Annotated in this window: 20 protein-coding genes and 2 pseudogenes; 5 read left to right on the forward strand and 17 right to left on the reverse strand. The window is 63.8% G+C overall.

Going from position 1 to position 25,360, the window contains the following annotated elements; all coding sequences use genetic code 11:
• The first annotated feature begins 125 nt into the window (after positions 1-125).
• Both WS66_RS01740 and WS66_RS01745 read left to right on the forward strand, forming a co-directional pair.
• Positions 126-866, forward strand: coding sequence for a response regulator (locus WS66_RS01740; RefSeq protein ID WP_059532572.1), 741 nt, complete (start codon positions 126-128; stop codon positions 864-866).
• Positions 863-2,185: an ATP-binding protein gene (locus WS66_RS01745; RefSeq protein WP_059598716.1), complete on the forward strand. Its 1,323-nt coding sequence runs from the start codon at positions 863-865 to the stop codon at positions 2,183-2,185. The genes WS66_RS01740 and WS66_RS01745 overlap by 4 nt, the downstream gene beginning before the upstream one ends.
• 45 nt (positions 2,186-2,230) lie before the next feature.
• On the opposite strand, the gene WS66_RS01750 is transcribed toward WS66_RS01745, so the two are convergent.
• From WS66_RS01750 to WS66_RS01765, 4 genes are all read right to left on the reverse strand, one after another.
• Entirely contained in the window at positions 2,231-2,842 is a 612-nt protein-coding gene (locus WS66_RS01750) for an alpha/beta fold hydrolase (RefSeq protein ID WP_059598715.1), read from the reverse strand.
• A gap of 53 nt (positions 2,843-2,895) precedes the next feature.
• On the reverse strand, positions 2,896-3,630 hold the full coding sequence (locus tag WS66_RS01755) for a metallophosphoesterase family protein (RefSeq protein WP_059598739.1): 735 nt from the start codon (positions 3,628-3,630) through the stop codon (positions 2,896-2,898).
• Between the two features lie 97 nt (positions 3,631-3,727).
• The gene (locus WS66_RS01760) at positions 3,728-4,264 is read right to left on the reverse strand and encodes a GNAT family N-acetyltransferase (protein ID WP_059598714.1); all 537 of its coding nucleotides are present in this window, start codon (positions 4,262-4,264) and stop codon (positions 3,728-3,730) included.
• A 42-nt stretch (positions 4,265-4,306) separates the two neighbouring features.
• Positions 4,307-4,939, reverse strand: coding sequence for a LysE family translocator (locus WS66_RS01765; RefSeq protein WP_059598713.1), 633 nt, complete (start codon positions 4,937-4,939; stop codon positions 4,307-4,309).
• A 315-nt stretch (positions 4,940-5,254) separates the two neighbouring features.
• Between WS66_RS01765 and WS66_RS01775 the strand changes: the two genes are divergently transcribed.
• Positions 5,255-6,448: a porin gene (locus WS66_RS01775; protein ID WP_059598712.1), complete on the forward strand. Its 1,194-nt coding sequence runs from the start codon at positions 5,255-5,257 to the stop codon at positions 6,446-6,448.
• Positions 6,449-7,127: 679 nt separating this feature from the next.
• Entirely contained in the window at positions 7,128-9,050 is a 1,923-nt protein-coding gene (locus WS66_RS01785; protein ID WP_059598711.1) for an SMP-30/gluconolactonase/LRE family protein, read from the forward strand.
• A 34-nt stretch (positions 9,051-9,084) separates the two neighbouring features.
• Here WS66_RS01785 and WS66_RS34255 read toward each other — a convergent pair.
• From WS66_RS34255 to WS66_RS01830, 10 genes and pseudogenes are all read right to left on the reverse strand, one after another.
• A pseudogene (locus WS66_RS34255) lies at positions 9,085-9,421 on the reverse strand (c-type cytochrome); the annotation flags it as partial.
• Positions 9,422-9,712: 291 nt separating this feature from the next.
• A pseudogene (locus tag WS66_RS34815) lies at positions 9,713-9,919 on the reverse strand (RHS domain-containing protein); the annotation flags it as partial.
• Positions 9,835-10,341 (reverse strand): hypothetical protein, encoded by a 507-nt coding sequence (locus tag WS66_RS01800; protein ID WP_059598710.1) that lies wholly within the window; start codon positions 10,339-10,341, stop codon positions 9,835-9,837. The pseudogene WS66_RS34815 and the gene WS66_RS01800, both read right to left, overlap by 85 nt.
• Before the next feature lie 27 nt (positions 10,342-10,368).
• The gene (locus WS66_RS01805) at positions 10,369-10,695 is read right to left on the reverse strand and encodes an Imm58 family immunity protein (RefSeq protein WP_059598709.1); all 327 of its coding nucleotides are present in this window, start codon (positions 10,693-10,695) and stop codon (positions 10,369-10,371) included.
• A 7-nt stretch (positions 10,696-10,702) separates the two neighbouring features.
• Complete coding sequence (locus tag WS66_RS34820) at positions 10,703-11,263, reverse strand: hypothetical protein (protein ID WP_437340726.1); 561 nt, start codon at positions 11,261-11,263, stop codon at positions 10,703-10,705.
• A gap of 58 nt (positions 11,264-11,321) precedes the next feature.
• Positions 11,322-11,837 (reverse strand): hypothetical protein, encoded by a 516-nt coding sequence (locus tag WS66_RS33500; protein ID WP_159086500.1) that lies wholly within the window; start codon positions 11,835-11,837, stop codon positions 11,322-11,324.
• A 465-nt stretch (positions 11,838-12,302) separates the two neighbouring features.
• The gene (locus WS66_RS34825) at positions 12,303-12,779 is read right to left on the reverse strand and encodes a polymorphic toxin type 37 domain-containing protein (RefSeq protein WP_082728778.1); all 477 of its coding nucleotides are present in this window, start codon (positions 12,777-12,779) and stop codon (positions 12,303-12,305) included.
• Positions 12,780-13,007: 228 nt separating this feature from the next.
• Positions 13,008-13,403 carry a pentapeptide repeat-containing protein gene (locus WS66_RS34830; protein WP_082728777.1) on the reverse strand — a complete coding sequence of 132 codons (396 nt, stop codon included), beginning with the start codon at positions 13,401-13,403 and terminating at the stop codon, positions 13,008-13,010.
• 71 nt (positions 13,404-13,474) lie between these two features.
• On the reverse strand, positions 13,475-18,214 hold the full coding sequence (locus WS66_RS01825; RefSeq protein WP_108064607.1) for an RHS repeat-associated core domain-containing protein: 4,740 nt from the start codon (positions 18,212-18,214) through the stop codon (positions 13,475-13,477).
• Positions 18,215-18,482: 268 nt separating this feature from the next.
• Positions 18,483-20,669: a TonB-dependent siderophore receptor gene (locus WS66_RS01830; protein ID WP_059599713.1), complete on the reverse strand. Its 2,187-nt coding sequence runs from the start codon at positions 20,667-20,669 to the stop codon at positions 18,483-18,485.
• Positions 20,670-21,090: 421 nt separating this feature from the next.
• Between WS66_RS01830 and WS66_RS01835 the strand changes: the two genes are divergently transcribed.
• On the forward strand, positions 21,091-21,537 hold the full coding sequence (locus tag WS66_RS01835) for a hypothetical protein (RefSeq protein WP_059599714.1): 447 nt from the start codon (positions 21,091-21,093) through the stop codon (positions 21,535-21,537).
• 21 nt (positions 21,538-21,558) lie between these two features.
• On the opposite strand, the gene WS66_RS01840 is transcribed toward WS66_RS01835, so the two are convergent.
• The 3 genes from WS66_RS01840 to WS66_RS01850 all read right to left on the reverse strand — a co-directional run bounded on the left by WS66_RS01840 (position 21,559) and on the right by WS66_RS01850 (position 25,333).
• Positions 21,559-22,653, reverse strand: coding sequence for a porin (locus tag WS66_RS01840; RefSeq protein WP_059599715.1), 1,095 nt, complete (start codon positions 22,651-22,653; stop codon positions 21,559-21,561).
• A gap of 101 nt (positions 22,654-22,754) precedes the next feature.
• On the reverse strand, positions 22,755-24,098 hold the full coding sequence (locus WS66_RS01845; RefSeq protein WP_059599716.1) for an MFS transporter: 1,344 nt from the start codon (positions 24,096-24,098) through the stop codon (positions 22,755-22,757).
• Positions 24,099-24,271: 173 nt separating this feature from the next.
• A complete protein-coding gene (locus tag WS66_RS01850; RefSeq protein ID WP_059599717.1) occupies positions 24,272-25,333 on the reverse strand; it encodes a Rieske 2Fe-2S domain-containing protein in 1,062 nt (353 codons plus the stop codon).
• Between the last annotated feature and the right edge of the window lie 27 nt (positions 25,334-25,360).

Genomic DNA, 25,360 nt, shown 5'->3' on the forward strand with positions numbered 1-25,360 from the left:
GCCGCGCCTGTGCAATGTTGTGTGTCGTCGCGGCGGCGCGATACATTGGGATACAAACGCGCGCCTGCGATGCGGTATAAAAGCGGACATCGCCAGCCGGAACATCACGCCAACGACATCGACTCATGGACAAGATCGACCACGTACTGATCGTCGACGACGATCGCGCGATCCGCGAACTGATCGCGGACTATCTGGAGAAGAACGGCATGCGCGTGTCGCTTGCCGCGAACGGCCGCGAGATGCGCAACGCGCTCGACGACGGCGCGCCCGACCTGATCGTGCTCGATCTGATGATGCCCGGCGAGGACGGCCTCACGCTGTGTCGCGACCTGCGCGCGGGCAAGTTCCGGACGGTGCCGGTGCTGATGCTGACCGCGCGCGGCGAGGAAACCGATCGCATCATCGGCCTCGAGATGGGCGCCGACGACTATCTCGCGAAGCCGTTCGCGGTGCGCGAACTGCTCGCGCGGATCCGCTCGGTGCTGCGCCGCGCGCGCATGCTGCCGCCCGGCATGCAGGTGACGGAGACGGCCGCGATGCTGGCGTTCGGCGAATGGCGGCTCGACACGACGGGGCGTCACCTGCTCGACACCGAAGGCACGCTGGTCGCGTTGAGCGGCGCCGAGTATCGGCTGCTGCGGGTGTTCCTCGACAATCCGCAGCGCGTGCTGACGCGCGACCAGTTGCTCAACCTCACGCAGGGCCGGCAGTCCGATCCGTTCGACCGGTCGATCGACCTGCTCGTGAGCCGGCTGCGGCAGCGCCTGCGTGACGGCGCGCGCGAGCCGCGCTACATCAAGACGCTGCGCAACGAGGGCTACGTGTTCTCGTCGGCGGTGACCGCGGTCGAAGGCGACGCATGAACACGCGCACGCTGTGGCACTGGCCGCGCTCGCTGTTCGCGCGGCTCGCGCTGATCCTGTGCGTGGGCCTCGTGCTCGCGCAGACGCTGTCGTTCTGGCTCACCGTGACCGAGCGCGACCAGGCGACCACCAACCTGATGATGGGCTACATCGAGCGCGAGGTCGCGAGCTCGGTCGCGCTGCTCGACCACCTGCCGCCCGACCAGCGCGCCGCGTGGCTGCCGCGTCTCGCGCGGCGCAGTTACGCGTTCATCCTCGGGCCGGGCCAGACGGGCACGCCTCCGGAGGCGCGGCTCTCGGCGCGCGTCGAGCGCTCGATCTCGGACGGCATCGGCGGCGATTACCCGTTGACCGCGAACGCGCTCCCCGGCGATCGCGAGCATCTGCAGGTGCATCTGCGCCTGACCGACGGCTCGCCGCTGACGATCGACATCCACCCGATGTCGACGGTGCCGCTGTCGGGCTGGCTGCCGGTCGTGCTCGCGCTGCAGCTCGCGGTGCTGGCCGCGTGCTGCTGGCTCGCGGTGCGGCTCGCGACGCGGCCGCTGAAGCAGCTCGCGCAGGCGGCCGACGCGCTCGGCCCCGACCTGAAGGGCGAACGCCTGAACGAGGACGGCCCGTCCGAAGTCGCGCGCGCAGCCCGCGCGTTCAACGCGATGCAGGACCGCATCGCGCAGTACATGGCCGAGCGCATGCAGATTCTCGCGTCGATCTCGCACGACTTGCAGACACCCATCACGCGGATGCGGCTGCGCGTCGACGTGATGGACGACGGTGCGCAGGGCGCGAAGCTGCGCCAGGATCTGCTCGAGATGGAGCATCTGGTGAAGGAAGGCGTCGCGTATGCGCGCACGCTGCACGGCACGGAAGAGGCCGCGCGCCGCATCGATCTCGACGCATTGCTCGACAGCATCGTGTGCGACTACACGGATGCGGGGCAGGACGTCGCGCTGCACAGCGGCGGGCCGCTCGCGCTCGTCACGCGGCCGAAGGCGCTGCGCCGGATCGTCGGCAACCTCGTCGACAACGCGCTGAAGTTCGCGGGCGCGGCCGAGATCGACGTGCAACCGGCACCGGGCGGCGGCGCGGTCATTGCGGTGCTCGATCGCGGCCCCGGCATTCCGGACGATCAGCTCGACGCGGTGTTCGAACCGTTCCGGCGCGTGGAGACGTCGCGCAATCGCGAGACGGGCGGCACGGGCCTCGGCCTCGCGATCGCGCGTCAGCTCGCGCTCGCGATGGGCGGCACGCTCACGTTGCGCAACCGGCCGGACGGCGGCGGGCTCGAAGCGCGGTTGACGCTGGCGAACGCCGCGTGATGCGGCGTCAAGGGCATTGCGGGTTTCGAATCGAAGCGGCCCGCGTCACACGCGCTGCAAATGCGCGTCGACAAGCGGCGCAAGCGTATCCGCATGCATCGCCGCGAGATCGTGGCGGCCGCCCGGCACGACATGCAGCTGCGCATCGGGCAGCCGTTCGAGCAGGCGCCGGCCGGCCGCGACCGGACTGATCGGATCGTCATCACCCCACAGCAGGAGCGTCGGCTGCGCGATGCGGCCGAGGTCATGCGACAGGTCGGCGCGAAACGTCAGGAACCAGTCGGGCAACTGGGGGTTCGCTTCCGCGAAGGCGGCGCGCCAGTCCTGCGCGCCGAGCCCCTGCATGTCGAGGCCGCCGGACGTGACCGTCAGCACCAGGTGCGTGACGAGCGCCGAACGTTCGAGCGCCGCGCGCATCGCGATCACGCCGCCCATCGATTGCGCGATCACGGCGGTCGGCCGGTCGATCGCGGTCAGCACATGGCGCACGAGGCCGTCGAAGTCGTCGACGGTCGAATCGCGCGGCGTGTCGCCGAAGCCCGGATAGCCGACGATCCGTCGCGCGGCCGGATGCGCGAGGCGGCTCGCGAGCGGTTGCCAGAACGCGGTGCTGCCCGACGCGCCGGGCAGGAAGAGCAGTTGCGATGGAACGGGCATGACGGGATGGTTTTCCAGGAAGCGAAGTGGGTTGAACAAGGCGTGACGCCGCGTCAGCACCGGCCGGTGCGCAGCGCCACGGCCCAGTCGTCGCGGCCGCGCGATGCTGCGGTGACTGCGGCCGTATGCCAGTCGTATTCGACCGCATGGAACTCGGCGTGCCAGCCGGCCGACGTGCGCGACACCGTTGCATAGCGCGCATGCGGCGAACCGGTTTCGATCCGGTGCGGATGCGGTAGATCGTCCATGTACGCCTGCAGCCCGACGCTGCCCGGGTTGACGATCACACGGCCGTCGTCGAGCTTCGCGATGCGCGGCACATGCGTGTGGCCGCACAGGATCAGCGACGCCGGCGCGTCGCCCGCGCGCTGCGCGATTTCATCGGGCGTCGCCGCGCGGCAGCCATCGGGCGTCACCGTTTCGAGGAAATAGACGAGGTCGCTGGCGGGCGTACCGTGCACCATCAGCACGTCGTCGTCGAGCGTCAGGCGCTCGGGTAGCGCGGCGATCCACGCGCGATGGTCGTCGCGCAGCGCATCGTGCGCCCAGCGATCGGACAGCCGCATCGTGTCGCGATCGCCGGTCAGCAGTTGCCGTTCGTGATTGCCCTTGATGGTTGGCAGGTCGAGCGCGATCAGGCGGTCGGCCGTTTCGGCCGGATGGAGCGCGCCCGACACGATGTCGCCGAGGTTGACGATCACGTCGGCGCCGCGGCGACGCACGTCGTCGAGCACCGCGTCGAGCGCGGCGAGGTTGCCGTGGATGTCGGACAGCGCGGCGATTTTCATGGTGAGCAAGTCGAGGCGGGGAACGGCGATTGTCGCGAATTCGGCGCGGTTCGTCCAATCGCGTCGGTGACGCGACACGCGCGACGCGCGACGAGTTTCAGTCGGTCGCGATGCGCGCGTACATCGCGAAATCGCCCGGCACGCCGCGCACCATCCGGTACGCGCGCAACAACCCTTCGTACCGGTAGCCGCATTTCTGCAGGACGCGCGCGGAGGCGGCGTTGCTGCTCAGCACGACGCCCTGGATGCGCATGAAGCCACCTTCGGCGAACGCCCACGCGGTGACGCTCGTGCACAGCGCGCTCGCGATGCCGCGCCCCCAGTGCGACGGTGCGAGGTCGTACGCGATCTCGGCCGAGCGGTTCGCGGTGGACACCGTATGCAGTCCGATCGTCCCCGTGAGCGCGCCCGACGCGTCGTCGACGATTGCGAGACGGCGGATCGAATCCGGATGAGTCGACTCGATCCCGTCGAACAGCGGCAGCAGATCGTCGCGCGCATGCAGGTTCCAGCTCGTGTGGCGGACGTCGTCGCGCCTCGACAGGTACGCGCACCATGCGTCGAGACCCGAGCGGTCGAGCTCCCGGAGCGACAGACCGGGGAAACCGGAGCGGGGCGGCGCGGCGATCCTCATCGCGCGCTCATCACGCGCGATGCGGCGCGCATGCCGACGCGCCTATGCGGCATGACGCCGGTACAGCGCGAGCGAACCGGCCAGTGCGAGCAGCATCGCGCCGCACGTGCGTTCGAGCCACAGCGCGCCCGAGCGCTTCAGCAGCCGCACCGCGCGAGCGCCGAGCAGCGCGTAGCCGAACATCACCGCCCCGTCGAGCAGCGCGAACGTGACCGCGAGCGCGACGTATTGCGGCGCGAGCGGCGCGGACGGATCGAGGAACTGCGGCAGGAATGCGGAGAAGAACAGATAGCCCTTGGGATTGGTCACCGCGGTCAGGAAGCTCTTCGCGAAGATCGACGCGTTGCGTCCGTGCGCCGTGCCGCCATGCCCGACGGTGACGTCGAGCGAGCCCTTCGACGTGAGCAGCCGGATGCCGACATACGCGAGATAGGCGGCGCCCAGCCATTTCACCACCGAGAACCACAATGCCGACGCCATCAGCAGGGCGCCGAGGCCGAGCGCGACCGCGACGATCAGCACGAAGTCGGACAGCATCGCGCCGGCGAAACCGTAGGCCGCGCGGCGCACGCCGTAGCGCGAGCCGTTGGTCAGTGCGAGCAGCACGGTCGGGCCTGGCGTCGCGATTCCGACGAACGCGACGGCGGCGAAGATCAGCAAGGTCGTTTGATGCATGGCGATGGCTCCATGTGGAACGCGGGTGCTCGATTATCGGGCGCGCGTTGTCGCGCTGTACAGCGGCGTTCGCTGCACGGCCGATTATCTCGATTCTGGCAAGAAGTTGTTTTCATTATTGCGCTGTTGATGGGAACCGGTTCCAACTACCATGGCGGCCGTGGCGGGCATGCTCGCCGCGACGTCGCGCGCGCGTATCGCACGCGCGCGTTCCCGTGTGCGGACGCGGCCGGCGTCGCATGCCGGCGGGGCTTCCGGCCGCACGCGCTACTCGCATAGAACAACGGGCTCACCGCCCGGAGACGCTAAAAAACCATGAACAAGCAACTGATCGCAGCACCGCTGCTGCTCTCGCACGCGGGCATCGCATCCGCGCAAAGCTCCGTCACGCTGTACGGCATCGTCGACGCGGGCGTGACCTATCGCAGCAACGAACGGGTCGGCTCGCCGGGCGCCTATACAGGGCATTCGAACGTCGGGCTGACCACCGGCAACCTGTCCGGCAGCCGCTGGGGCATCAAGGGTTCCGAGGATCTCGGCGGCGGGATGCGCGCGCTGTTCGTGCTCGAGAACGGCTTGGACATCACCAACGGCACGTCGGGGCAGGGCGGTCGCCAGTTCGGCCGGCAAGCCTTCGTCGGCGTCGGCAGCAACCGTTACGGCACGGTCACGCTCGGCCGCCAGTACACGTCGCTCGACGACTTCGTGAGCCCGGTCGGCCCGTCGTCGTTCATCGGCGGTTTCGGCGCGCACCCGGGCGACATCGACGATCTCGACCAGACCGCGCGCGTCGACAGTTCGATCAAGTACACGAGCGCGAACTACGCGGGCTTCACGTTCGGCGCGCTGTACGGCTTCGGCAGCCAGCCGGGCAGCATGAAGCAGCGCAACACGTGGAGCATCGGCGCGGCATACGCGGCGGGGCCGCTGCGCGTGGGCGTCGGCTACGAGCGTTCGGACAACAGCAAGACGGGCGCGACCGACCCGACGGCCGGCAAGTGGCAGAGCACCGACGACGGCCTGTTCAACTCGTCGATCAACGAAGGTTATGCGAGCGCGCAGTCGCAGCAGATCATCGCGACCGGCGCGACGTACGACTTCGGCCCGGCCGTGGTCGGCGTGAACTACAGCAACGTGCAGTACCGCAGCGGTGCCCAGTCGCTGTTCAACGGACACGCGACCTTCAACGTCGCGGGCGTGTTCACGCGCTGGAACGTGCAGCCGCAGACGCAGCTGTTCGCGGGCTACAGCTACACGCGCGGCAGCGACGTCGACGGCATCGACAACCGCGCGCAGTATCACAACGTCACGCTCGGCGCGGTCTACGACCTGTCGAAGCGCACCAGCGTGTACCTGCTCGGCGCGTATCAGCATGCGTCCGGCACGACGCTCGACGCGCTCGGCCGGCCGGTGGCCGCTACCGCATCGGTGTCGGACAAGGCGAACGGCCACTCGTCCGACTCGCGGTCGCAGGCGATCGTCAGCCTCGGCCTGCGCCAGAAGTTCTGACGTCACGCGCATGACCGGCCGCTCGCGTTCGATGCGGGCCGCCGGTTGCGTGGCCCGCTGCTGATCGATGTCTGTTCCACTGCCAGCGCGTGATCGACGTCGTCGATGCGCTGCCCAGGTGCCTCGACGGTTGGGGCGGCGCGACGCTCGACAGCGCGAGCTGACCTGAACCGGCCGCACGCCCGGCCGGGGCGCGGCCTTCCTCATCATCGCTGTCCACCTCTCCTTCGCCGCACGCGGGGTACATCCCGCTCCTCATCCGCATCTTCATTGGCAACGGCAACCCGCCGGACGTCGTCTTATTTCATGTATTCACGATTTTCCCGGCAATGCAGCGCGCACGGGACAATATTTTTTCTCTTTCATTTTAATTTCGATTTGTAATCATTTAATCGATTCGACGGCAATGGAAGTTCAATGCGCGCGAATCAGAAAAAATGACGCGTTATGGTCAGGTGTTTCGGAATAAAGTGCCGGAAAAAGCGGCTCGCAAGAGCGCTGTCGGGCGGGGCTGCGATACGAAGCCCGGAGCGATGCGTCTTCAGTCAGGCGGCATCGCGCGGTAAAGGAACGTAATGAATCATTCGCAGCGAAATTGAATCGATTTTTGAAAAAATCACCGATATTTCATACGCGGCGAATTAGAGTGTCGAAAAACGATCGTCCGGGAGCATCATTCATGTTATCGAAACAAATTCGTGCGGCATTGCTTGGGCTGTGCATGGCAATGCTGGCACCGGCCGGTCACGCCCAAGCGCAATACACGACGGACTGGCTCGCGAACACGTTCGGCACGCTCGCCGCGCACGTCGGCAACGGTGCGCGCTCGCTTTGGGTCGCGCCCGAGGGCGTGATCTATACGGCGTCGCGCTGGGACGAGAACGCGGGCGGTGTCGCGATCTACCAGAACGGGCAGACGCTCGGCACGATCGGCATCCATGACGAATTCCAGGGTGGCGCGATCACCGGCAACGCGAACTCGCTGTTCGTCGCGCTCGGCTACAACCGCACGTTCGGCAGCGGCTCGGTCGGCCGCTACAACCGCAGCACGAACCAGCGCGACCTGCGCATTCCTGTCAGCACGTGGACGGGCATCCAGTACGCGGACGTGATCACGGGCCTCGCGACGACCGGCAACCTGCTGTACGTGAGCGACTTCTACGGTAACCGCGTGCGCGTCTACACGACGGACGGCGTGTGGCAGCGCGATATCGGCGTATCGGGCCCCGGTGCGCTGGCGCTCGATGCGGCTGGCAACCTGTGGGTCGCGCGCAAGAGTGCGGGTGTCGTCGCGCAGTTCAGCCCGACGGGCACGGCGATGAGCACGATCCAGATGGCGGCCCGCGCGCGGCCGGCGTCGCTGTATTTCGATGCGCCGCGCGGGCAGTTGCTGGTGGGCGACGAAGGCCCCGACATGAACATCAAGATCTACGCGCTCGTGGGCCAGCCCGTGCAGCGCGGCACGTTCGGCGTGCTCGGCGGGTATCTCGACACGACTTCGGGCATCAAGGGGCAGGTCGGCGACAAGCGCTTCACGCGCGTCGCCGGCATGGGCAAGGACGCGGCAGGCAACCTGTACGTGCTGAACAACGCGTGGGGTGGCGGCTGGGATCTCGGGCGCAATGGCAGCACCGACCTCCATTCGTACAGCCCGACGGGCGTGCTGCAATGGAAGCTGCAGGCGCTGAACTTCGAGGCCGCCGCCGCGCCCGATCCCGCCACCGACGGCGCGTTCTTCTACAGCGGCAACAACGTGTACACCGGCACCGCAGGCGGCACGTTCGTCGCGAACACGATCGATCCGTTCACCTATCCGAAGGACCCGCGCCTCGACATGAACGACTACCAGCGCGGTCAACATTTCGGCCAGCTCGCGCTCGTGAACGGCACGCGGATGCTGGTCGCGACCGGACAGAATCCGGGCAACTACAACATCTATCACTTCAACGGCGCGAGCGGCTACATCGCGATTCCGGACGGTTCGATCCCCGGCAAGCCGTTCAACACGACGCTGCAGGTGACGGCCGGCTTCTCGCTCGACGACAACGGCGACGTGTGGGCCGGGCTCGATCGCACGAACAACATTTCGCATTATCCGATGACGGGTTTCGACGCGACCGGGAAACCGACATGGGGCAAGCCGGTGCAGATTCCGATTCCGCGCACCGTGCTGCCGCTCACACGAATCATCTACCAGGCCGACAGCGACACGATGATCCTCGCGCAGGGCATCTCGGGCAGCTGGGACTGGACAGCGATGAACGGGCACATCGAGGTCTATCGCGGCTGGAAGGCCGGCAACACGAGTACGCCGAACGTCGCGATCAACCTGACGAGCGCGAATCCGAAATCGATGGCGGCGGCAGGCCACTACCTGTTCGTCGGCTACGTGCACACGGTGCCGAACGTCGACGTGTTCGACCTGAACACCGGCAGCCTCGTGACCACGCTGACGAATTCGAACACGTCGGCGATGGACGTCGGCAACGACGTCGACTCGATGTATGGCATCCGTGCGTACCTGCGCTCGACCGGCGAATACGTGATCACGAAGGACAACTACAACGGGTCGAGCCTCGTCGTGTATCGCTGGCATCCGTGATCAGGTATGCCGCGCCGCTTGGGCAAGCAGGGTTTCATGGCGCGCCGGGCACGCGGCCGTTCACCTCGCGTCCGTACATCGAGTCGGGCGTGTCGTGGCATTTCGCGCGCGTGTCCTGCAGCGAGCCGGTGAAACGGGGGGGCTTGCGGGCGCTCGTGATTGTCCATGAAGGTCGCGACGTCCCACGCTTGCTGATCGGTCAGCGTGCCGCCGAGCCCGAGCGGCATGTTGGCCTTCACGAAGCCGGCCGCGTTGCGGATGTCGCCCATGCCTGCGTCCCAGTTGAACGAGCGTGCACCCTAGAGCGCCCTAAAGACCGGCTTGCCGCCGCTCGATTGCACCTGGCCGTCCGCGCCGTGGCACAGCGTGCAGGCCTCGGGCGCGCGGCGGCGAGCAGCGCGGTGCCGGCCACGAGGCCGAGTGTCTTGAGCTCGCCTCGGCACGCATGCCGGTCGGACATGGCTCATCTCCCGGAATCGTTTGTGTGAGGGCGTGTCGCGTTGCCGTACGACGATGCTGCGTCGAGAATGCGTCGCCAGTCTAGCCACGCGCGCTCGATACGGAAAATCGCGATATCGGATCGGAGATATTCGGGGGCTAGCGCCGTGCGGCTCATAGTACCGATACCGGTTGTAGTGCAGTCCCGTCTCGTGGTCGTGGTACTGCCCCTGGAACCGGATAGGGTTAGCGATCGGCACCTTCCCCGAGGTCTTTCTGATTGCCTCCTGCGCAACACCCCACGCACGGTACTCCGCACTCCACGCAATCTCGCTGTGCTCATCAGTCAGCTCCTGCAGCGTGCCGAGGTGAGCGCACTGATACCACGCCAGGCAGTTGATGGCTGGTGCGGGCGGCGGCAGGGCAGCCATAGCGGGTCTTCATCCTGCCGGTAGTAATCGCCGTACTCGGGCTGGTCGAGCAATTCGACGGCTTCCTCGCGCACCGCCTGCGCTACCGGCACAAAGCTGCTGGGCTCGTAGACGTAGTGGGTGGTGCGCGCACCAAAGCCGTCTTCGTCGGCGATCTTGCTCTCCCACGCCAGCGTATCGCCATCCCAGCCATACAACGTGAAACCGCATTGCAGCTCGCGGTTGTGCTTCACGCGCTCGGCGCGGTTCCAGTGTGGCCCCGCTTCCCTTCTTTCCTCGTAGTGCGCCTGGCTGTGCTTGTATAGGCGCCGGCCGAGCGCGTCGTAGGTATAGTTGACCTTCAGGCGATCATCTTCGTAGTGGGTGAGGCGGTCGAACAGATCTCTGACTTTTCCTAGAGCCGCGAGGAAGGGGAGAGGCACGCTTACGGTCAGTTTGGGCCTGATGCGTCAATTTCCAATATTTTTCAAAAATCCATTCTCAATATTAAAGCGGACGTCGCCAAACCAGATGACATTCTTCTCCTCTTTAACAAGGATGGAATCGGCTGGTCGAGCCGCCGCCTCTGCCTGCAAGCGCTTAACAAGGGTGTCTCTCTCCATTCCCTTCCAGGCATCTCCAAGAAGATTCTCTATGCTGTTTAACGCGGCATTGCTCTCGCTGAGGCTTTGGTTGGCGTAGCTTAGACTGATGGAACGATCTACCAACAGGTATGCGAATATTGCGCATAATGTCGACAATGTGAATACTATAGAATGGTAAATGATTGATTTCATGGTTCGCCTAATTCCTTCCTGCATTGAATACATCCCTTGGGAAGGTTCTGCAGTGATTTGTATTCCATGGTGTCCAGCTATATGATTTTCGATCTACATTATTGGCAATGTCTATAGCGTATTCGGCAGCTTTTTTCTCATCCACCGTAACATTGCATTTGAGTTCGGTTTTAGTGCCTTTTCCTGCCTTCCTTGATAAGGCTTCACTTAGCACATCAAGTGACTTTTGAGTGGATTGACCGTCCGCGCCGAGAGACAGATTGGGGGTGCTTACCCGTCGTACGTTGCCGGAATTCGCTGGAAGTTTGGCCCCGATGATGCCTGGGTTATTTGGATTGTATCGACCGTACTCATAGTATTGCGTGACTTCGGTAGTGCTGTATACCAAAATGCCGGCATGTCCGCCAAGCCAAGTACTTGTTTTCCCATTCGCATACTCGATTGGATAATCAGGCTCCGGCTGCCGGCGGGGCTGCGGCGCGCACGCTGACCCCGGCTCAACCGCGCTGGATGCGCAGGCTTGGCAGGCTACTAGCCGCGAGTTGGGGCATGAGCGAGCGCAGATCATGGCGGTGTATCTTGGAAGATAGGGTTGACTATTGCGGCGATAGTTCGTTAATCGATGATTATTTCTCTTTTTGCACCATTTCCAAACCGAATTTGCGAAGCTTGTTGCGCTCTGGTCCTTCTTTGGGTAGCACTAAAGACAAGACGTCCACACCAAATTGAGCAATGGTCTGGGAATGTTTTTCGCCGGAGAACCACATTCGGCGGAAAACATCCAGTGCAACTTGGACAGGGTACTTTCTCGCGATCATATCCCCAACAGAGAATCGCAATTTCTCATTATTATATTCTTTTGAGTTATTGACTATGGATTCTAATAGGGTGCTTTCTTGGTCGGAGGTGAGCTTCTCGAATTCGTTATAAATTGCAGAAATGAAGTAATCTATGCCATTCTTGGAAAAAACTAGAGGGTTTGATAGCACCTCCAGATACAGTGAGAATATGTCCTTGGGAAGTGGTGAAACTAATAACGAAAGGTACTCTAACTCAAACGCAATCTCGGCTACCTCTTTTCGTCTGGGGTTAGCCGGTAAAGCGCGTATCCGAAGTCGGAGGTCGTTAACAGTAGTCGTCATGGTACAGCAACGTTAGCAGGGAGAGTCCATCATAGAGGTGGCACCAAGGATGCCAATCGCCGCAGCTCACGAATAGCGCTACGAACTCGAAGCGCCGCAAGATTTTGCGGCCATTCGCTCATCGCTTCACTTGCCAGTCTGGGTTTCTGTCTACTCCTTCCCGGCAAACATACTCTTGTACCAAACCCCTTTTGGATTGTTCAGCCAGTCAAATCTCTTATTCCTCGCGAGCGGACGAAAGGGTGAAAGGGGTATCCTATAGCGCCACAAAAGCACAATCAGTTCACGCATTGAATCGCTACTTAAATCTCTAATCGAGATATCCAATAATAAATCCCTTCCATCCCCCTTGATACTGCGGATGGCGGAAATGCCATTAAATCCATCGAACAACCTGCTTTCGTCGCATTTTGAATAAAAAGAACCTAGTCTAATTCTGATCAGCATATTAAAGCCTCAATAAATTCACCGCCTGTGACCGCCGGGATAGATATTGTCATAACGCTCTGGATATTGAACATCCCAGTGCGGTCCTCCATGAGCATCACCACCAGGCCCCGTAGGGACCCAAACGCCGCCTTTCTTGTCGCGCCACCCCCACCCTTTAGGTGATTTAACCCAGTCATCGCCGCCTTTGGGTGAGCAAAAACCTTCGGCCTTTCCTAGCTTTCCCGGAGCTTTCGGCACGTCTGGATCGTAAGCATTACTTCGTTCTTCCGGTAGGAGTCGTCGTACTCGGGTTGGTCGAGAAACTCGATAATAGGCGAGCAATCTGACGCGGTGTCGGTCCGGGCGCACGGTGGCGATGCGCTGGTTGAGCGCGTCGTACTCGTGCTGGAGCACGCTCACGAGCGGCTGGCTCAGGCGAGTGTAGTGCTGCTGCTCGCGCATCTTTTGGTGGTCGGTATGTAATCCATAATATCGTTGGTCCCTATCAACCATCCTTGACCTTCTCAGCTAAAGCGGTAGCAGATATACCGTCAGTCAAAGCTTGAGAGTACTGGTTACGACATGCCAACCCAGGATTCCTTAAGAGATAACAGCCTGGGGGGATAACTAGCCAAGAGAGGAATCTCCAGGTCGAATGTACCCAGAAGTTTTATCAGTTCGGCTGTCTTTTTGTGAAACTCTAGCCATGACCTAGAGGTCGAGCGTTGAGGGGCGATGTGCTCAGCGGCTTGGGGACGGGGCTGGGAACGCGTATTCCGGCAATCCCTTGCACCTAGCTGCCTTGCCGCCAAACCATTGGGTGCCATCAAAGCTACATGGCGAATGAAAATTGTCCTCCTCAAATCGACAGTCTGAAAATTCACAATTCAGGAAGCGGCAATCAGCGAAGTTAGATCCACGGAATACACAGTTAATGAATTTGGTGTCAACAAAAAGGCAGCAATTGAATAGCCCCCAGTACCAATTCAAATCTTCCAGGGAGCACGACAAAAAAACAGAATCAACATTTTTTCCGTCAAGCGAAAAATTTTTAAGTGTGCAATATCTGAGAACCGATCCTTCCAGCATCTTCGATAGCGACGATTCGTCGCTGAACTCTACATATTCGATTAGCATGTCAACCTCAATTTATTTAAGGTCAGGAGCGAGCGGAACGGGTGCTAGCTCCTAGTGAGTCCGTCGAGAAATTACGGCACCGGAATCAAGTTGCGTGGTGGGAACAGAACTCGTAGGCTTTCACTTATTATCCAATAAGCGATCCCAACTCCCGTCGCCGCGCCGGTTACTTTTGCTGCGGTGTTATCCGAGGTGGCGGATGTTACCGGCGCTGTCGCCGTACCACCTCCATCTCCGCCACATTTTGCAGCATATAACGCCTCGTCATCGGCAAGACTATCCTTCAACTCTTGAATGATGTCCTCATGCCCTTGCACGCTCAATCTCGGACGCGCACCAGGATGTGGTGGGTAATATGGGAGATTGCCGGGATTGGCCTTTACTTCACATATTCGTTTATTAATGTCCGCCTTCTTGTTCTGAATTTTTCTCTTCAGTTGCTGACATTCTGCACCATTGGGGTCAAGCTGGCGAACTAGACCAGTCGGGTCGGTATACATCATCGGATTGCCATTCACATAGTCATAGGCATTGGTGCCTCCAGCTAGCCCAATGGGATCCTTACTGATGTACCGCCCCACCTCCGGATCATAGTACCGATACCGGTTGTAATGCAGCCCCGTCTCATGGTCATGGTACTGCCCCTGGAAGCGGATGGGGTTGGCGATCGGTGCCTTCCCCGACGCCTTCCTGATCGCCTCCTGCGCGACACCCCAGGCGCGGTACTCGGCGCTCCACGCAATCTCGCTGTGCTCGTCGGTCAGTTCCTGCGGCGTGCCGAGGTGATCACACTGGTACCACGCCAGGCTATTGATGGCTGGTGCGGGCGGCGGCGGCAACCACAGCGGGTCTTCATCCTGCCGGTAGTAGTCGCCGTACTCTGGCTGGTCGAGCAATTCGATGGCGTCGTCGCGCACCGCCTGCGCCACCGGCACGAAGCTGCCCGGCTCGTACACATAGTGCGTGGTGCGCGCACCAAAGCCATCCTCGTCGGCGATCTTGCTTTCCCAGGCCAGCGTGTCACCATCCCAGCCGTATAGCGTGAAGCCGCATTGCAGCTCGCGGTTGCGTTTCACACGTTCGGCGCGGTTCCAGTGTGGCCCCGCCTCTCTTCTTTCCTCGTAGTGCGCCTGGCTGTGCTTGGACAGGCGCCGGCCGAGTGCATCGTAGGTGTAGTCGACCTTCAGACGCTCGTCTTCGTAGTGGGTCAGGCGGTCGAACAGATCCCAGGTGAAGCGGCCTTCCTTGCCGTTGTGCCAACGCTGCGTGAGGTTGCCGCGCGCGTCGTACTGGTAATGGGTGCCGGCGTATTGCTTGAGCAGGTTATCCAGCGCCTTGATGCGTGGCATGCGCTGGCGCTCGGCTTCGCGCTGCTCGGCCGGGTCGATGAGGTTGCTGGCCGGGTCGAAGTCAAACGTCTCGTGGCCCAGCCGGCTTTGCGCTTCGAGCAGGCGGCCCACCGGGTCGTAGCGGTAGGCAAGCTGGCCGCGCCGCGTGTCGTTGATGTCGGTGAGCTGGCCGCTGGCGTCGTAGCGGTAACGCCGCACCAGCAGGCGGTTGCCGCCTGCGGTGTGCGTGGGGGCGGGTGTGTCGCGCGCCAGCACCTGCTCCCTCAAGCGTCCCATGGCGTCCCACTGCTGCGTTTGCAGCAGGCGGTTGCCTTGCAGGCGCGCGACTTCGCGGTGCAGGTCGTCGCGCTCATAGCTGGCCAGCTCGCGCTCGTCGAGCTGCAGCGCCAGCAGGTGGCCACTGCCGTAGGTGAGCCAGCTGACGCGGTGGCCGTCCGGGCGCACGGTGGCGATGCGCTGGTTCAGTGCGTCGTATTCGTGCTGCCACACCCCGACCAGCGGCTGGCCCAGGCGGGTGTAGTGCTGGTGCTCACGCACCAGGTTGCCGGCCGGGTCGTGGAACCATTGCAGGCGGCTGTCGGCGTTGCTGGCCAGTGCCAGGTTGCCGTTGAGGTCGTAGGCAAAGCGTTCGATCTGCCAGTCCTGCTCGCGCGGACTCGCGTCGCCGGTTTGCAGCGCAGCGCGCCGCTCGGTGAGGCGGCCCATCGGATCGAAGGCGTAGGCGGTGATGCGCTGCCCGTCGATGGCGCGCGCCAGCTTGCCGGTCGCCTCCTCGTACTCGTAGCGCGTGATGGCACCGTCGAAGCCGGTTTCCGCCAGCAGACGGCCCACCGGGTCGTAGTGGAACTCGGCATCGCGCCCGTTCTCGTTGCGCAGCGCGGTGAGCTGGCCGAGCTTGTCCCACTGATAGCGCAGGGACTGGCCAGCGGCGTCCACGCGCTTGGCCAGCAGCCCGGCCTCGGTGTAGTCCCATTCGGTGCGCCGGCCCAGCGCATCGATGTGAGTCAGCAACCGGCCTTCGGCGTCGCGCTCGAAGTGCTCTTCTGTATCGTCCGGGTAGCGGATCGCGGCGAGCCGGCCGGCCTCGTGGCGGTAGCAGGTGACCTGGCCCGCTGCGTCGGTGAACTGGATGAGCTGGCCGCGCGCGTCGTAGGCCCATTCGCTGGCCTTGGCCGAGCAGTCCACGTAGCGAGTGAGCTGGCCGCTGCTGTTGTACTCGAGCTGCCTGGTCTTGCCGTTGGCATCGGTGATGCCGATCGGCAGGCCCATCAGGTTGTACGCGTACTCGGTCTTGTTGCCCAGCGGGTCGATGGCCTCCGTGAGCCGACCGCGGGTGTCGTAGTCGCGCAGCCAGAGGCCGCCCTCGGCGTCGCTGATCTTGATGAGCTGGTCTTTGCTATCCCACGCGTAATGCACGGTGGTGCCGTCCGCGCGGATGTGCTCCAGCAGGTTGCCGTTCTCGTCATAGGCGTAGCAGTCCTCGCTGCCGTCCGGGTGGATATGCTGGACGACGTTCTTCGCCTCATCGCGGAACAGCCATTCCTCACGCTGATCGGGGTGGATGATGCGGTACGTGTAGCCGAGGTGGTCGTAGTAGTGCCAGGTCTCCTGGCCATGGGCATCGGTGACGTAGGTAAGGCGGATGTTCTCGTCCCACTCCAGGCGGGTGTCGAAGCTGCCATCGTCGGCCCATTCGCGCACCGCTTTAGCATCCGCGCCCTCGCCCTGCCACACCAGGTTCATGCCGCGGCCGGTGCGGTCCGTGTAACGGGTGATCAGGTGGTGCTGGTACTGGTAGGTCCACACGGCAGCATTCTCGTCTTGTGCCAGCGTGAGGTCGCCCGCTTCGTCATAGCGGTACAGGCTCAGGCGGCGCAGGGGTTCGTGCTCGCCCATCAGCCACAGGCCGGTGATGCGGCCCGCTTCGTCCACCAGCGTGCCCAAGTGGGTATGCGGCTGACTGGGATCGTCCTGGTAGGTGATCAGGTCCGACAGCACCGCGCGATTGCCAACGCGGTGGTCGTAGCCGAGCAGCATGCCGGCGCCGCCGCGCAGTTCGATCCGCACCAGCAGGTAGCGCTCGCCGTGGCGCTGGTAGGTCTCACGACGTTCGTAGCCGCGACACAGCACCAACTCGTGATCGCGTACACGAACCAGCGTGAGGTCTTCGATGCGATCTTCATGGAACTGTCCGACCTTGGGCAGCGGGTAGTCGTGGCTGCGCCCGTCGGCGCCGTGGTAGCGCAGGCCTTCGCCCCGCACGTCGAAGCGCGTGGTGTATGGCGTGATCCAGCGCGCGCCCAGCTCGCCATCATCGAAAGCGCCCAGGCTGGAGCGGTAGGTACGCGTCCAGGCGATGGTAAATGGGCCGGGTAGCGTGAAGTCGGTGTGGCTGAGTGTTTCGCTGCCCGTGGCAAAGCTGATGCTGCCGCCGGTGCCTGACGGCGCTCCGATCTTGCACACGTTGGCGTCTTGGTCGGCCGGGCGTTCTTTGACGCGTGCCTCAAGTGATTCGCCTGGATGGAGCGATCCAGCCCGGCTCGTCGTATCGGTCTTGACATTGGCGGCCAGGTAACGGCTCGGCCCTCGCGCTTCGAGCGACCGATGCAATCCGGCGACGATCCACCCGACACTACCTTGCGTCGACGGATTGGCTTGCGCTCGTACCTGGCTGGCCAAGAGCGCGGCGAACTGGCGCAGTAGCTGGGCGTTTGCGGCGATCTTGGCGCGTGTTTCTTTTGAAAGGCTTTGTGCCGGGGCGCTCTGGCTTGTGGTTGCGGCATCGCGCTGAAACTGAAGCGCCGCGTCATAGAGGTTGGAAAACAAGTCGGAGGGGTCGCGCCACGACTTCCCTGATTCGCTTTTGCCGGGCGCTGTACCGACAACGTTGTTCGCCTGACTCAGGGTCTCCAGACCGCTGGCGAGATCCAGCACGAGGCTTTCGCCAAAGGTGGCGGCTTCATCCAGTAAACCGGGTAGCCTTTGTTGGGTCTGCTGTACAAAGTCGTCCAACTCGCCCCGAATGCTGCTGTTCAGATTGACCGTCAACGTGTTGAGCAGGGCCTCGCTGACCAGGGATTTTTCGCCAGTCAGTTCCTGTCGCGCGAGAAAAAGTGCAGGCCGCAGCGTCATGCGGGCAGGCGCGGTAGCCGGGGCCGGCATCAGACCGATCAGATTGATGCTCGCGATCGCCCAGTCCGAGGTATCACGGTCCTCGCGTGTGGTGAGGGTGACGATATCGCCTAGCAGGTCTGCCAGATTGAGGATGTTACGGACCGCTGGCAGATTGCCTGCAACGGTGCGCAGGCGATTCAGGGTCACTGCTCCATCGGTGATTGCGCGCAGCCATTGGCCAAATGCATCGATGGTCAGCGCCACGTCACCCAGTTGGATCTGGTTGAGCGGAGCGACTGTGACGGGACGTGCGGAAGATGCGGACGCTTCAGGTGCTTGGCTTGCCATCGGTGCTCCAGGAACTGAGCACCTACAACTACTGCCTCTAGTGAAGGAATGACTAGCAGCAGGCTCTCAGCATGTGGACGTACATGAAATTCTCCAGGCACAAGCGTGCGCAATTACTCGCGATTTGAATATAGGATCGATCTGAAAAGCCGTTTAGATGGGCGGCTAACTGTACAAAATTCATTTCAGCGCATACCCGATGGTTGCAATTTTGAGCGTGGGCCGCTGTTTGCCTGCCAGCCCACGCACACATCAGGACATCAGAACCTCAGAACGACACCGTCGTCGTCAGCGTGACGAGCCGCGGCTCGCCGACCGCGACGATCAGATTGCTGTTGCTCGACGGATAGTAGGTCTTGTCGAGCAGGTTCTTCACGTTGAGCTGAATGCGTGTCGGGAACTTGCCGATCGTCGTTTCATAGGCCGCGAAAGCATCGACGGTCACGTAGCCGGGCAGCGTGAAGCTGTTCGCGGTGTCGCCGGGCCGTGCGCCGACGAGCCGCGCGCCGCCGCCGAAGCGCCAGCGTCCGGGCAGGTTCGCGATCGCCGTGTCGTACACCGCGAACAGGCTGCCGGTGTGGCGCGCGACGTTGACGAGCGGCGTGTTGCTGTCGCGGTCGTTCGCGTTCGTGTACGCGTAGCTGCCGATCAGGCTCAGATGGCGCGTGAGCTGCCCAGCGACGTCGAGTTCGATCCCGCGCGAGCGCGCGGTGCCGATCGTGGACGTGATGTCGCCGACCGTGACCGCGACGTTGCGCTTGTCGATCTGATAGGCCGCGAGCGTGCCGGTGATGCCGGGCTTCAGGTTGAACTTCAGGCCGGCTTCCAGCACGCGGCCGAATTCCGGCGCGAGCGGCGCAGCTACGTTCGACGCGACGTTCGGCTTGAACGAGCGGCTCACGTTCGCATACGCGGTCAGCGACGGCGTGAGCGCATAGGCGAGCCCGAACTGCGGCAGCCACACGTTGCCGTGCGAGCGGTCGGCGAACACGAACGGCCGCCCCATTCCCGATTCCTGCTGCCAGTCCTCCCAGCGCAACCCGCCGACCGCGGTGAGCCGGTCGGTGATCTTCACGGAGTCTTGCACGATCATCGAGTACGTATGGACCTTCGAAAGCGAATCGCTCTGCTTCGTGCTTACCGTGCCGCCGGGCGCGAGCAGGCCGTATACGGGATCGTAGAGATCGAAGCCCCTGGTCGCGGTACCGCGGATCGTGTCGCCGCGGAAGCTGCGCTGCCGCTCGTATTCGCCTCCGATGTAGAGCGCGTGGTTCATTCCCGCGAGCGTCAGGTTGCCGAGCAGGCCGAGCGTCGCGATCTGGTCGGAGTCGTTGCGTCCGAGGTTGGCGTCGGACGTGCGCGATAGCGCGCCGGTCGTGCTGTTGAAGGCGGTCGCGCGGGTGATGTATTGATCGTAGCGGTCGCGGCCCCAGCCGTAGGTCGCGCGCACGCGCCATGCGTCGGAGAAGCGGTGCTCGATGCGCGCGCGCAGCGTTTCCTGGATCCCGCTGCTTTGCGCCCACGCTTCCTCGTAGCGGCGATAGAGCAGCGCATCGTCGGGGCGGCCGTTCACGAGCACGGTGCCGCGATCGAACGGCATCGTGTAGTCGACGTACTGGTAGCTGACGTCGATCGACGTGTTCGCGTCGTGCCACGACAGCGCGGGCGCGATCAGCGCATCGCGTTGGCGGCCGAAGCTGCGCCAGTAGCGGCTCGTGTCGTATTCGCCGGTGAGCCGGAACGCCAGCGTGCCGCCCGCGACCTGGCCCGGCTTGCCGAGCGGGCCGGTCAGGTCGAACTGCGCGCCGCTGCCGCCGTGGCTCGTGCGCGAGGCCGAGATCGAGCCGCCGAATGTTTCTTCCGGCTTGCGTGTGACGAGGTTGATCACGCCGCCCGGGTCCTGCATCCCGTACAGCAGCGAAGCGGGGCCCTTCAGCACTTCGACGCGGTCGATCGTCGCGAGGTAGCTGTGCAGCACCGGCGTGCGCACGCCGTCGACGAGCACGGAACCGTCGTTGTTCGAGCCGAAGCCGCGCTTGATGAACGCGTCACGCGTGCCGCCGAGCGTGTTGGTCTGCGTCACGCCGCTGATGTTGCCGAGCACGTCGTCGAGCGAACGCGCCTGCTGGTCCTGCATCACGCTGCTGCTGACCACGGCGACCGATTGCGGAATCTCCTTGAGCGGACGATCGTCGCCGCCGGCGACGCTGCTGGTGCGCGGCTGGTAGCCGACGGTCGGATCGGTGGCCGCCGACGCGCTGACGCTGATCGTCGGCAGTTCGCGTTCGGGCGGCGCGGGCGTCGACGAGCGCGAGGGCGCGGCCGGCGAGGCCGTGGCGGCAGGTTCGGCATCCGCATGCGCGCCGCTTGCGACGCAAAGGGTGATCAGGGCAGGCAGGCTCGCGCGCCACGGACGCAAGGTCCGCGCGCGGCGGGGCGGTCGACGGGATGGCATGAATCGATGAATGGACGGAGTGCTAAGGATGAAGGCGCGGGCCGCGGCGCTTCACTGATTCGCCGAGGCAGGACGCGCATGATATATGTAATGAGAATCGTTTGCAATTGTAACGAGGCCGATATGGACCGTGCATCGCGATTGCCGGGTCTTCGGTCGTCTGCTACCGTAGCGGCCAAAATCAGACGCAGTGAAATTCAATGAGAGCCGGGGGCCGCACCATGCCATCTTCCTGTCACGTCGCGTGCAGCGCGATGTTTCGCACCGCCGCCGACCATGCAGGTGGTGAAGTGACCGCAGCCGCGTTCCGCGATTCGAACGAATAAAGCAACAGCAGCACGATCGTCCGGCGTGGCGCCGGGCAGCCGGCGTCGCGCCTCGGTCAACGACTTCAACCACAACGCTTGACGGGAGACCACCCATGAAAAAGATTCCCGCGCCGTTCATGACGGCCGCGTTGGCCGCATGCGCGCTGCTGGCGGGCGTATACCAGGCCGCCTGCGCCGCGCCGGCCGCCGAGCCCGCGATCGACGCGCACTACGGCACCGTGATCGAGGCCTATACGCAGGACATGGCCGCCGCGAAGACGAAATACGACGGCAAGCGCCTCGCGTTCGTCGGCGCCGTGATCCGGATGGGCAGCGACCCGGGCGGCACGTACTTCGGTGCGTTGACGACCGACGGCGAACAGTTCGATACGCATTTCGACGTGGCCGACCAGGCCGCGCTGAAACCGAAATTCCCCGGCGGCGAGATCAAGCCGTTCACGGCGTCCGCGAATTTCCGCTTCAGTTGCGAGAACGAAGGCTATATCGACGCGCCGGTGCTGCCCGGGTTGAAACTCTCGCATTGCCGGCTCGCCGATTGATCGACGGGCGATGTCCGGCGATCAGAACTTCTGCTGGATGCCGGCCATCACACCGAGCTGATTCATCCCGGTGCCGACCGTCCCGCCGGCGGCGACCGCGTTCGCGGCCAGCGTGCTGTTGAACATATAGCCCACCGACGTATAGACGGTCGTCCGCTTCGACAGGAAATAGTTCGCCCGGCCGACGAAGAGCGTGGCGTTCGTGCCGCCTTCGCTGTTTTCGCGGCGTTGCAGGTAGCGCACGCCTTGCAGGTCGAGCGCGAGGTAGGGTGTCGCGTAGTACGTGCCGCCGGCGAACACGATGTCGGCCTGCAGGTGTGCGGCCGCCGCGAGGTTGCGGCGGATCCAGCCGGCGCCGAGTTTCGCGGGGCCGATCTTCACGTAGCCGGCGACGATGTCGCGCGTGTCGGTGTACGCCGGATTGTTCAGCGGCGCGAGCGCGCCGCCGCCGCCGCGCATCACGTCGTGCGATGCGGCGACCCCGAAATTGCTCGCGTCATAGGCGAGCATCGCCGTGTATTGGCGGCAGGCTACGATGTCGCCGGGCACCTGTCCCCCGCAGCCCGTCGCGGACGGTCCCGCCGGCCCGGCCGCGTCGCGGCCGAAGCTGTAGGTCGCGCCGAGCGTCACGCCGTGGAACGTGCCCTTGTAGCCGATCGCATTGTCGCTGCGCGCGTTCGGCAGATACGAGTCGAAATCCGCCATCGAATGAATCGACGGGCCGATCACGTCGGCATTGGTCAGCACGATCATCGACATGTTCATCTGGCGGCCGAGGGTCAGCGCGCCGAAGGGACTGTTCACGCCCACGTTCGCCTGCCGCCCGAACAGACGCCCGCCGTAGTTCAGCGCACCGGTGCCGGGCTGGAAGCCGTTTTCGAGCACGAAGAACGCCTGGTAGCCGCCGCCGAGATCCTCCGTGCCTCGCAGGCCCCAGCGTGACGGCACTTCACCGGTCAGCGTCGGCATCCCGGTGAACGTCCCGCCGTGTGCCGCATTGTTGTAGTAGGACACGCCGGTATCGATGATCCCGTACAGCGTGACGCTGCTTTGCGCACAGGCCGGTCCGGCCAGCGCCATCGCCGTCGCGAATACGACGCCCAGTTTCGTTTTCATGGCTGTCTCCAAACAGTATGTAGATATACTTATCGATTTTTCAGGCCCGGAAATGTCCGGAATGCCGACGGGTATATCGGCAGGACTGCGGGCGTCGCGCGTTACGAGATCGCCGGGTCGCGCTGCCGGTGCGGTGCCGCGGCGCGCCCGCCCGCCACGGCGACGGCGATCGCCGCGCCGGCCATCGGCACGAGGAACGCGAGATAGAGATGGGACACGGACCAGCCGTCGTCCAGCAGCGCGCCGACCGTCATCGGCGACAGGATCGCGCCGAGTCGGCCGATGCCGACCGCGAGACCGATGCCGGTCGTACGGATCTCGGCGGGATAGGGCGTCGGCGACAACGCATACATGCCGGCCACGCACGCATTGATCACGGCACCGAGGAACACCCCGACGGTCATCCCGATGCCGAGCGAGCCGGTGTTCATGCCGAACACGACCATCAGCGCGCCGCCCAGCAACAGCGTCGCGCCAAGCAGGTTGCGCAGGCCGAACCGGGTGGACAGCAAACTGAAGAGCGACGCGCCCGCGATGCCGCCGAGGTTGAGCAGCACACCACCGGTCACGCCCTGCGATGCCGACAGCCCGGCCTGGACCAGCAGCTTCGGCGTCCAGCTCACGACGAAATAAAAGCTGCCCATCACGAGAAGGAACGCGACCCACAGCGCGATCGTGCGGCGCGTGAGCGGCGCGCGCAGCACGGCCGTCCAGCTCGACGCGGGGTTCGTCGTGTCGATGGATGCAGTCACGGCCGGCAGCGCGTCGATCGGCGTGCGCTTCATTCTCGCGAGGATGCGGTTGATTTTCTGCAGCGCGTCGTCCGGACGCCGTGCCAGCAGGAAGTCGAGCGATTCCGGCAGCAGTGCGAGCACCATCGGGATCGCCGTCAAGGTCAGGATGCCGCCGAACGCGAACACGCTGCGCCATCCCCACGTCGACAGCAGGTAGCCGGCGATGACCCCGCCGGCGGTGGCGCCGATCGCGTAACCGGTCGACTGCATGCCGATCGCGGCGCTGCGCCATTTGTTCGATGCGTATTCGCCGCTGATGACGGTCAGGCTCGCCAGCATGCCGCCGATGCCGAGCCCCGTGTACGCACGTGCGATCGCGAGTTGCAGCGTGCTGTGCGTGGCCGCGCAGGCGAGCATCCCGGTCGAGATGACGGCGAGGCAGAACAGGATGATGCGGCGGCGGCCGATGCGATCAGCGAGCGGCGCGATCAGCACCGAGCCGATCCCCATGCCGGCGAGCCCCGCGCTCAGCAGCAGGCCGATTTCCTTGCCGCTCAGTTTCCACTCGGCGGCCAGGTGCGGCGCGGCAAACGCGATGGCCAGCACGTCGAAGCCATCGAGCATGTTCAGCACGACGCAGGCCGTGACCGCCATCGTCTGGAACGTGCTCATCGGTGATGCGTCGATCGTATTGCGGATATTTGCACTCACGTCAAAGACCCTTCATAAAAAATAGTATGACTAATCGAATTGGAAAAAATCGAAGCCGGTTTTGGCGAGCAGGGCGAATGCGAACGCGAATGCGTGTGCTGTCTGCCAACCGCGGTGAATGCCTGCCGCGACCGTCAGGCGTCGTTCGCGTAACCGTCGCGCCGGCGCGACGGTTACGCGGGTTCGGGTTGTTGCAGCAGCCGCTGGATCACGCGCCGCGCGCGATTGGGGCCCGCGTCGACGTGAATGTCGATCTGGTGGCTGTCCGGAAACCGAAGCTGATTCCGGTATTGCGCTTCGATCACGGTCTTGTCTTCATCGAACGTCGCCGCGGATTGCTCGATGACCGTTTGCGCGACACGTTCGACGTCGTATTGCGGATTGGTCGCGACGGTCCAGAAATAGTGCGTCGTGGTGTCCGTCTCTGGCGTGATGCCGTGGAAGCCGCGCATGTGAAAGCCACCGCGCGCGGGATCGAGCAGGTCGCCGGTGCCGGCGTCCATCGCGCCGGTCCAGATCCGGATATGCGACACGTGGAATTCGATTTCCTGCCAGCGATCGACCCGGCCCGCGAACGGCCATGCGGCCGTGTAGGTCGGCGGCGGGTCGGAGTCCGGCATCCGGCGGACCAGCGTCACCGTGTCGCCGTCGCTGCTGACGCGGGTCTCCGCGCCCATGTGCAGTGGCGCATTGCCGCCGATCGTTTTCAGGTGGACATAGCCGAGGTGGCTCAGATCCATCAGGTTGTCGTGAATCAGCTGATACGGTGCGTCGTAATGGTAGTTGCCGCCGCCGAACCGGTATTGCGGATCCGTGTGGAACGCATAGCGCGGCGGCGCGCAGGTTGGTTGGGCGTGCGCATCGGCGCCGATCCAGATCCATACGATCGCGTCCTGTTCCCGCACCGGATACGACGACACACACGCCTTTGCCGGAATCCGGTCCTGCCCGGGAATCTCCACGCAGGCGCCGTCGCGGTCGAACAGCAGGCCGTGATAGCCGCAGCGCAGGCCGCGCGCTTCGAGCGAGCCGCACGACAGCGGCAGCGACTTGTGGCAGCAGCGATCTTCCAGCGCACCGACTTCCCCGGACGGCAACCGGAACAGCACGACCGGGCGGCCGAGCAGCGTGCGGGCGACGGGTTTGTCCGTCAGTTCGGACGACAGCGCGGCGACCCACCATCGGTCGACCGGGAATCGAGTTGTGTTGATGGGTGGCCGGGCAGGCTGCTCCATTGATCGTCTCCAGTATTGTGATTGGCC

This window comes from Burkholderia sp. LA-2-3-30-S1-D2, from assembly GCF_001523915.2.
In the GTDB taxonomy this organism is placed as follows: Bacteria; Pseudomonadota; Gammaproteobacteria; order Burkholderiales; family Burkholderiaceae; genus Burkholderia; species Burkholderia diffusa.

Excerpts from the sequence above, each read along its gene's own strand:
- WS66_RS01740 (WP_059532572.1), top strand. The coding sequence starts at position 126 with ATGGACAAGATCGACCACGTACTGATCGTCGACGACGATCGCGCGATC.
- WS66_RS01745 (WP_059598716.1), top strand. The coding sequence starts at position 863 with ATGAACACGCGCACGCTGTGGCACTGGCCGCGCTCGCTGTTCGCGCGG.
- WS66_RS01750 (WP_059598715.1), bottom strand. The coding sequence starts at position 2,842 with ATGCCCGTTCCATCGCAACTGCTCTTCCTGCCCGGCGCGTCGGGCAGC.
- WS66_RS01755 (WP_059598739.1), bottom strand. The coding sequence starts at position 3,630 with ATGAAAATCGCCGCGCTGTCCGACATCCACGGCAACCTCGCCGCGCTC.
- WS66_RS01760 (WP_059598714.1), bottom strand. The coding sequence starts at position 4,264 with ATGAGGATCGCCGCGCCGCCCCGCTCCGGTTTCCCCGGTCTGTCGCTC.
- WS66_RS01765 (WP_059598713.1), bottom strand. The coding sequence starts at position 4,939 with ATGCATCAAACGACCTTGCTGATCTTCGCCGCCGTCGCGTTCGTCGGA.
- WS66_RS01775 (WP_059598712.1), top strand. The coding sequence starts at position 5,255 with ATGAACAAGCAACTGATCGCAGCACCGCTGCTGCTCTCGCACGCGGGC.
- WS66_RS01785 (WP_059598711.1), top strand. The coding sequence starts at position 7,128 with ATGTTATCGAAACAAATTCGTGCGGCATTGCTTGGGCTGTGCATGGCA.
- WS66_RS01805 (WP_059598709.1), bottom strand. The coding sequence starts at position 10,695 with ATGAAATCAATCATTTACCATTCTATAGTATTCACATTGTCGACATTA.
- WS66_RS34820 (WP_437340726.1), bottom strand. The coding sequence starts at position 11,263 with ATGATCTGCGCTCGCTCATGCCCCAACTCGCGGCTAGTAGCCTGCCAA.
- WS66_RS33500 (WP_159086500.1), bottom strand. The coding sequence starts at position 11,837 with ATGACGACTACTGTTAACGACCTCCGACTTCGGATACGCGCTTTACCG.
- WS66_RS34825 (WP_082728778.1), bottom strand. The coding sequence starts at position 12,779 with ATGGTTGATAGGGACCAACGATATTATGGATTACATACCGACCACCAA.
- WS66_RS34830 (WP_082728777.1), bottom strand. The coding sequence starts at position 13,403 with ATGCTAATCGAATATGTAGAGTTCAGCGACGAATCGTCGCTATCGAAG.
- WS66_RS01825 (WP_108064607.1), bottom strand. The coding sequence starts at position 18,214 with ATGGCAAGCCAAGCACCTGAAGCGTCCGCATCTTCCGCACGTCCCGTC.
- WS66_RS01830 (WP_059599713.1), bottom strand. The coding sequence starts at position 20,669 with ATGCCATCCCGTCGACCGCCCCGCCGCGCGCGGACCTTGCGTCCGTGG.
- WS66_RS01835 (WP_059599714.1), top strand. The coding sequence starts at position 21,091 with ATGAAAAAGATTCCCGCGCCGTTCATGACGGCCGCGTTGGCCGCATGC.
- WS66_RS01840 (WP_059599715.1), bottom strand. The coding sequence starts at position 22,653 with ATGAAAACGAAACTGGGCGTCGTATTCGCGACGGCGATGGCGCTGGCC.
- WS66_RS01850 (WP_059599717.1), bottom strand. The coding sequence starts at position 25,333 with ATGGAGCAGCCTGCCCGGCCACCCATCAACACAACTCGATTCCCGGTC.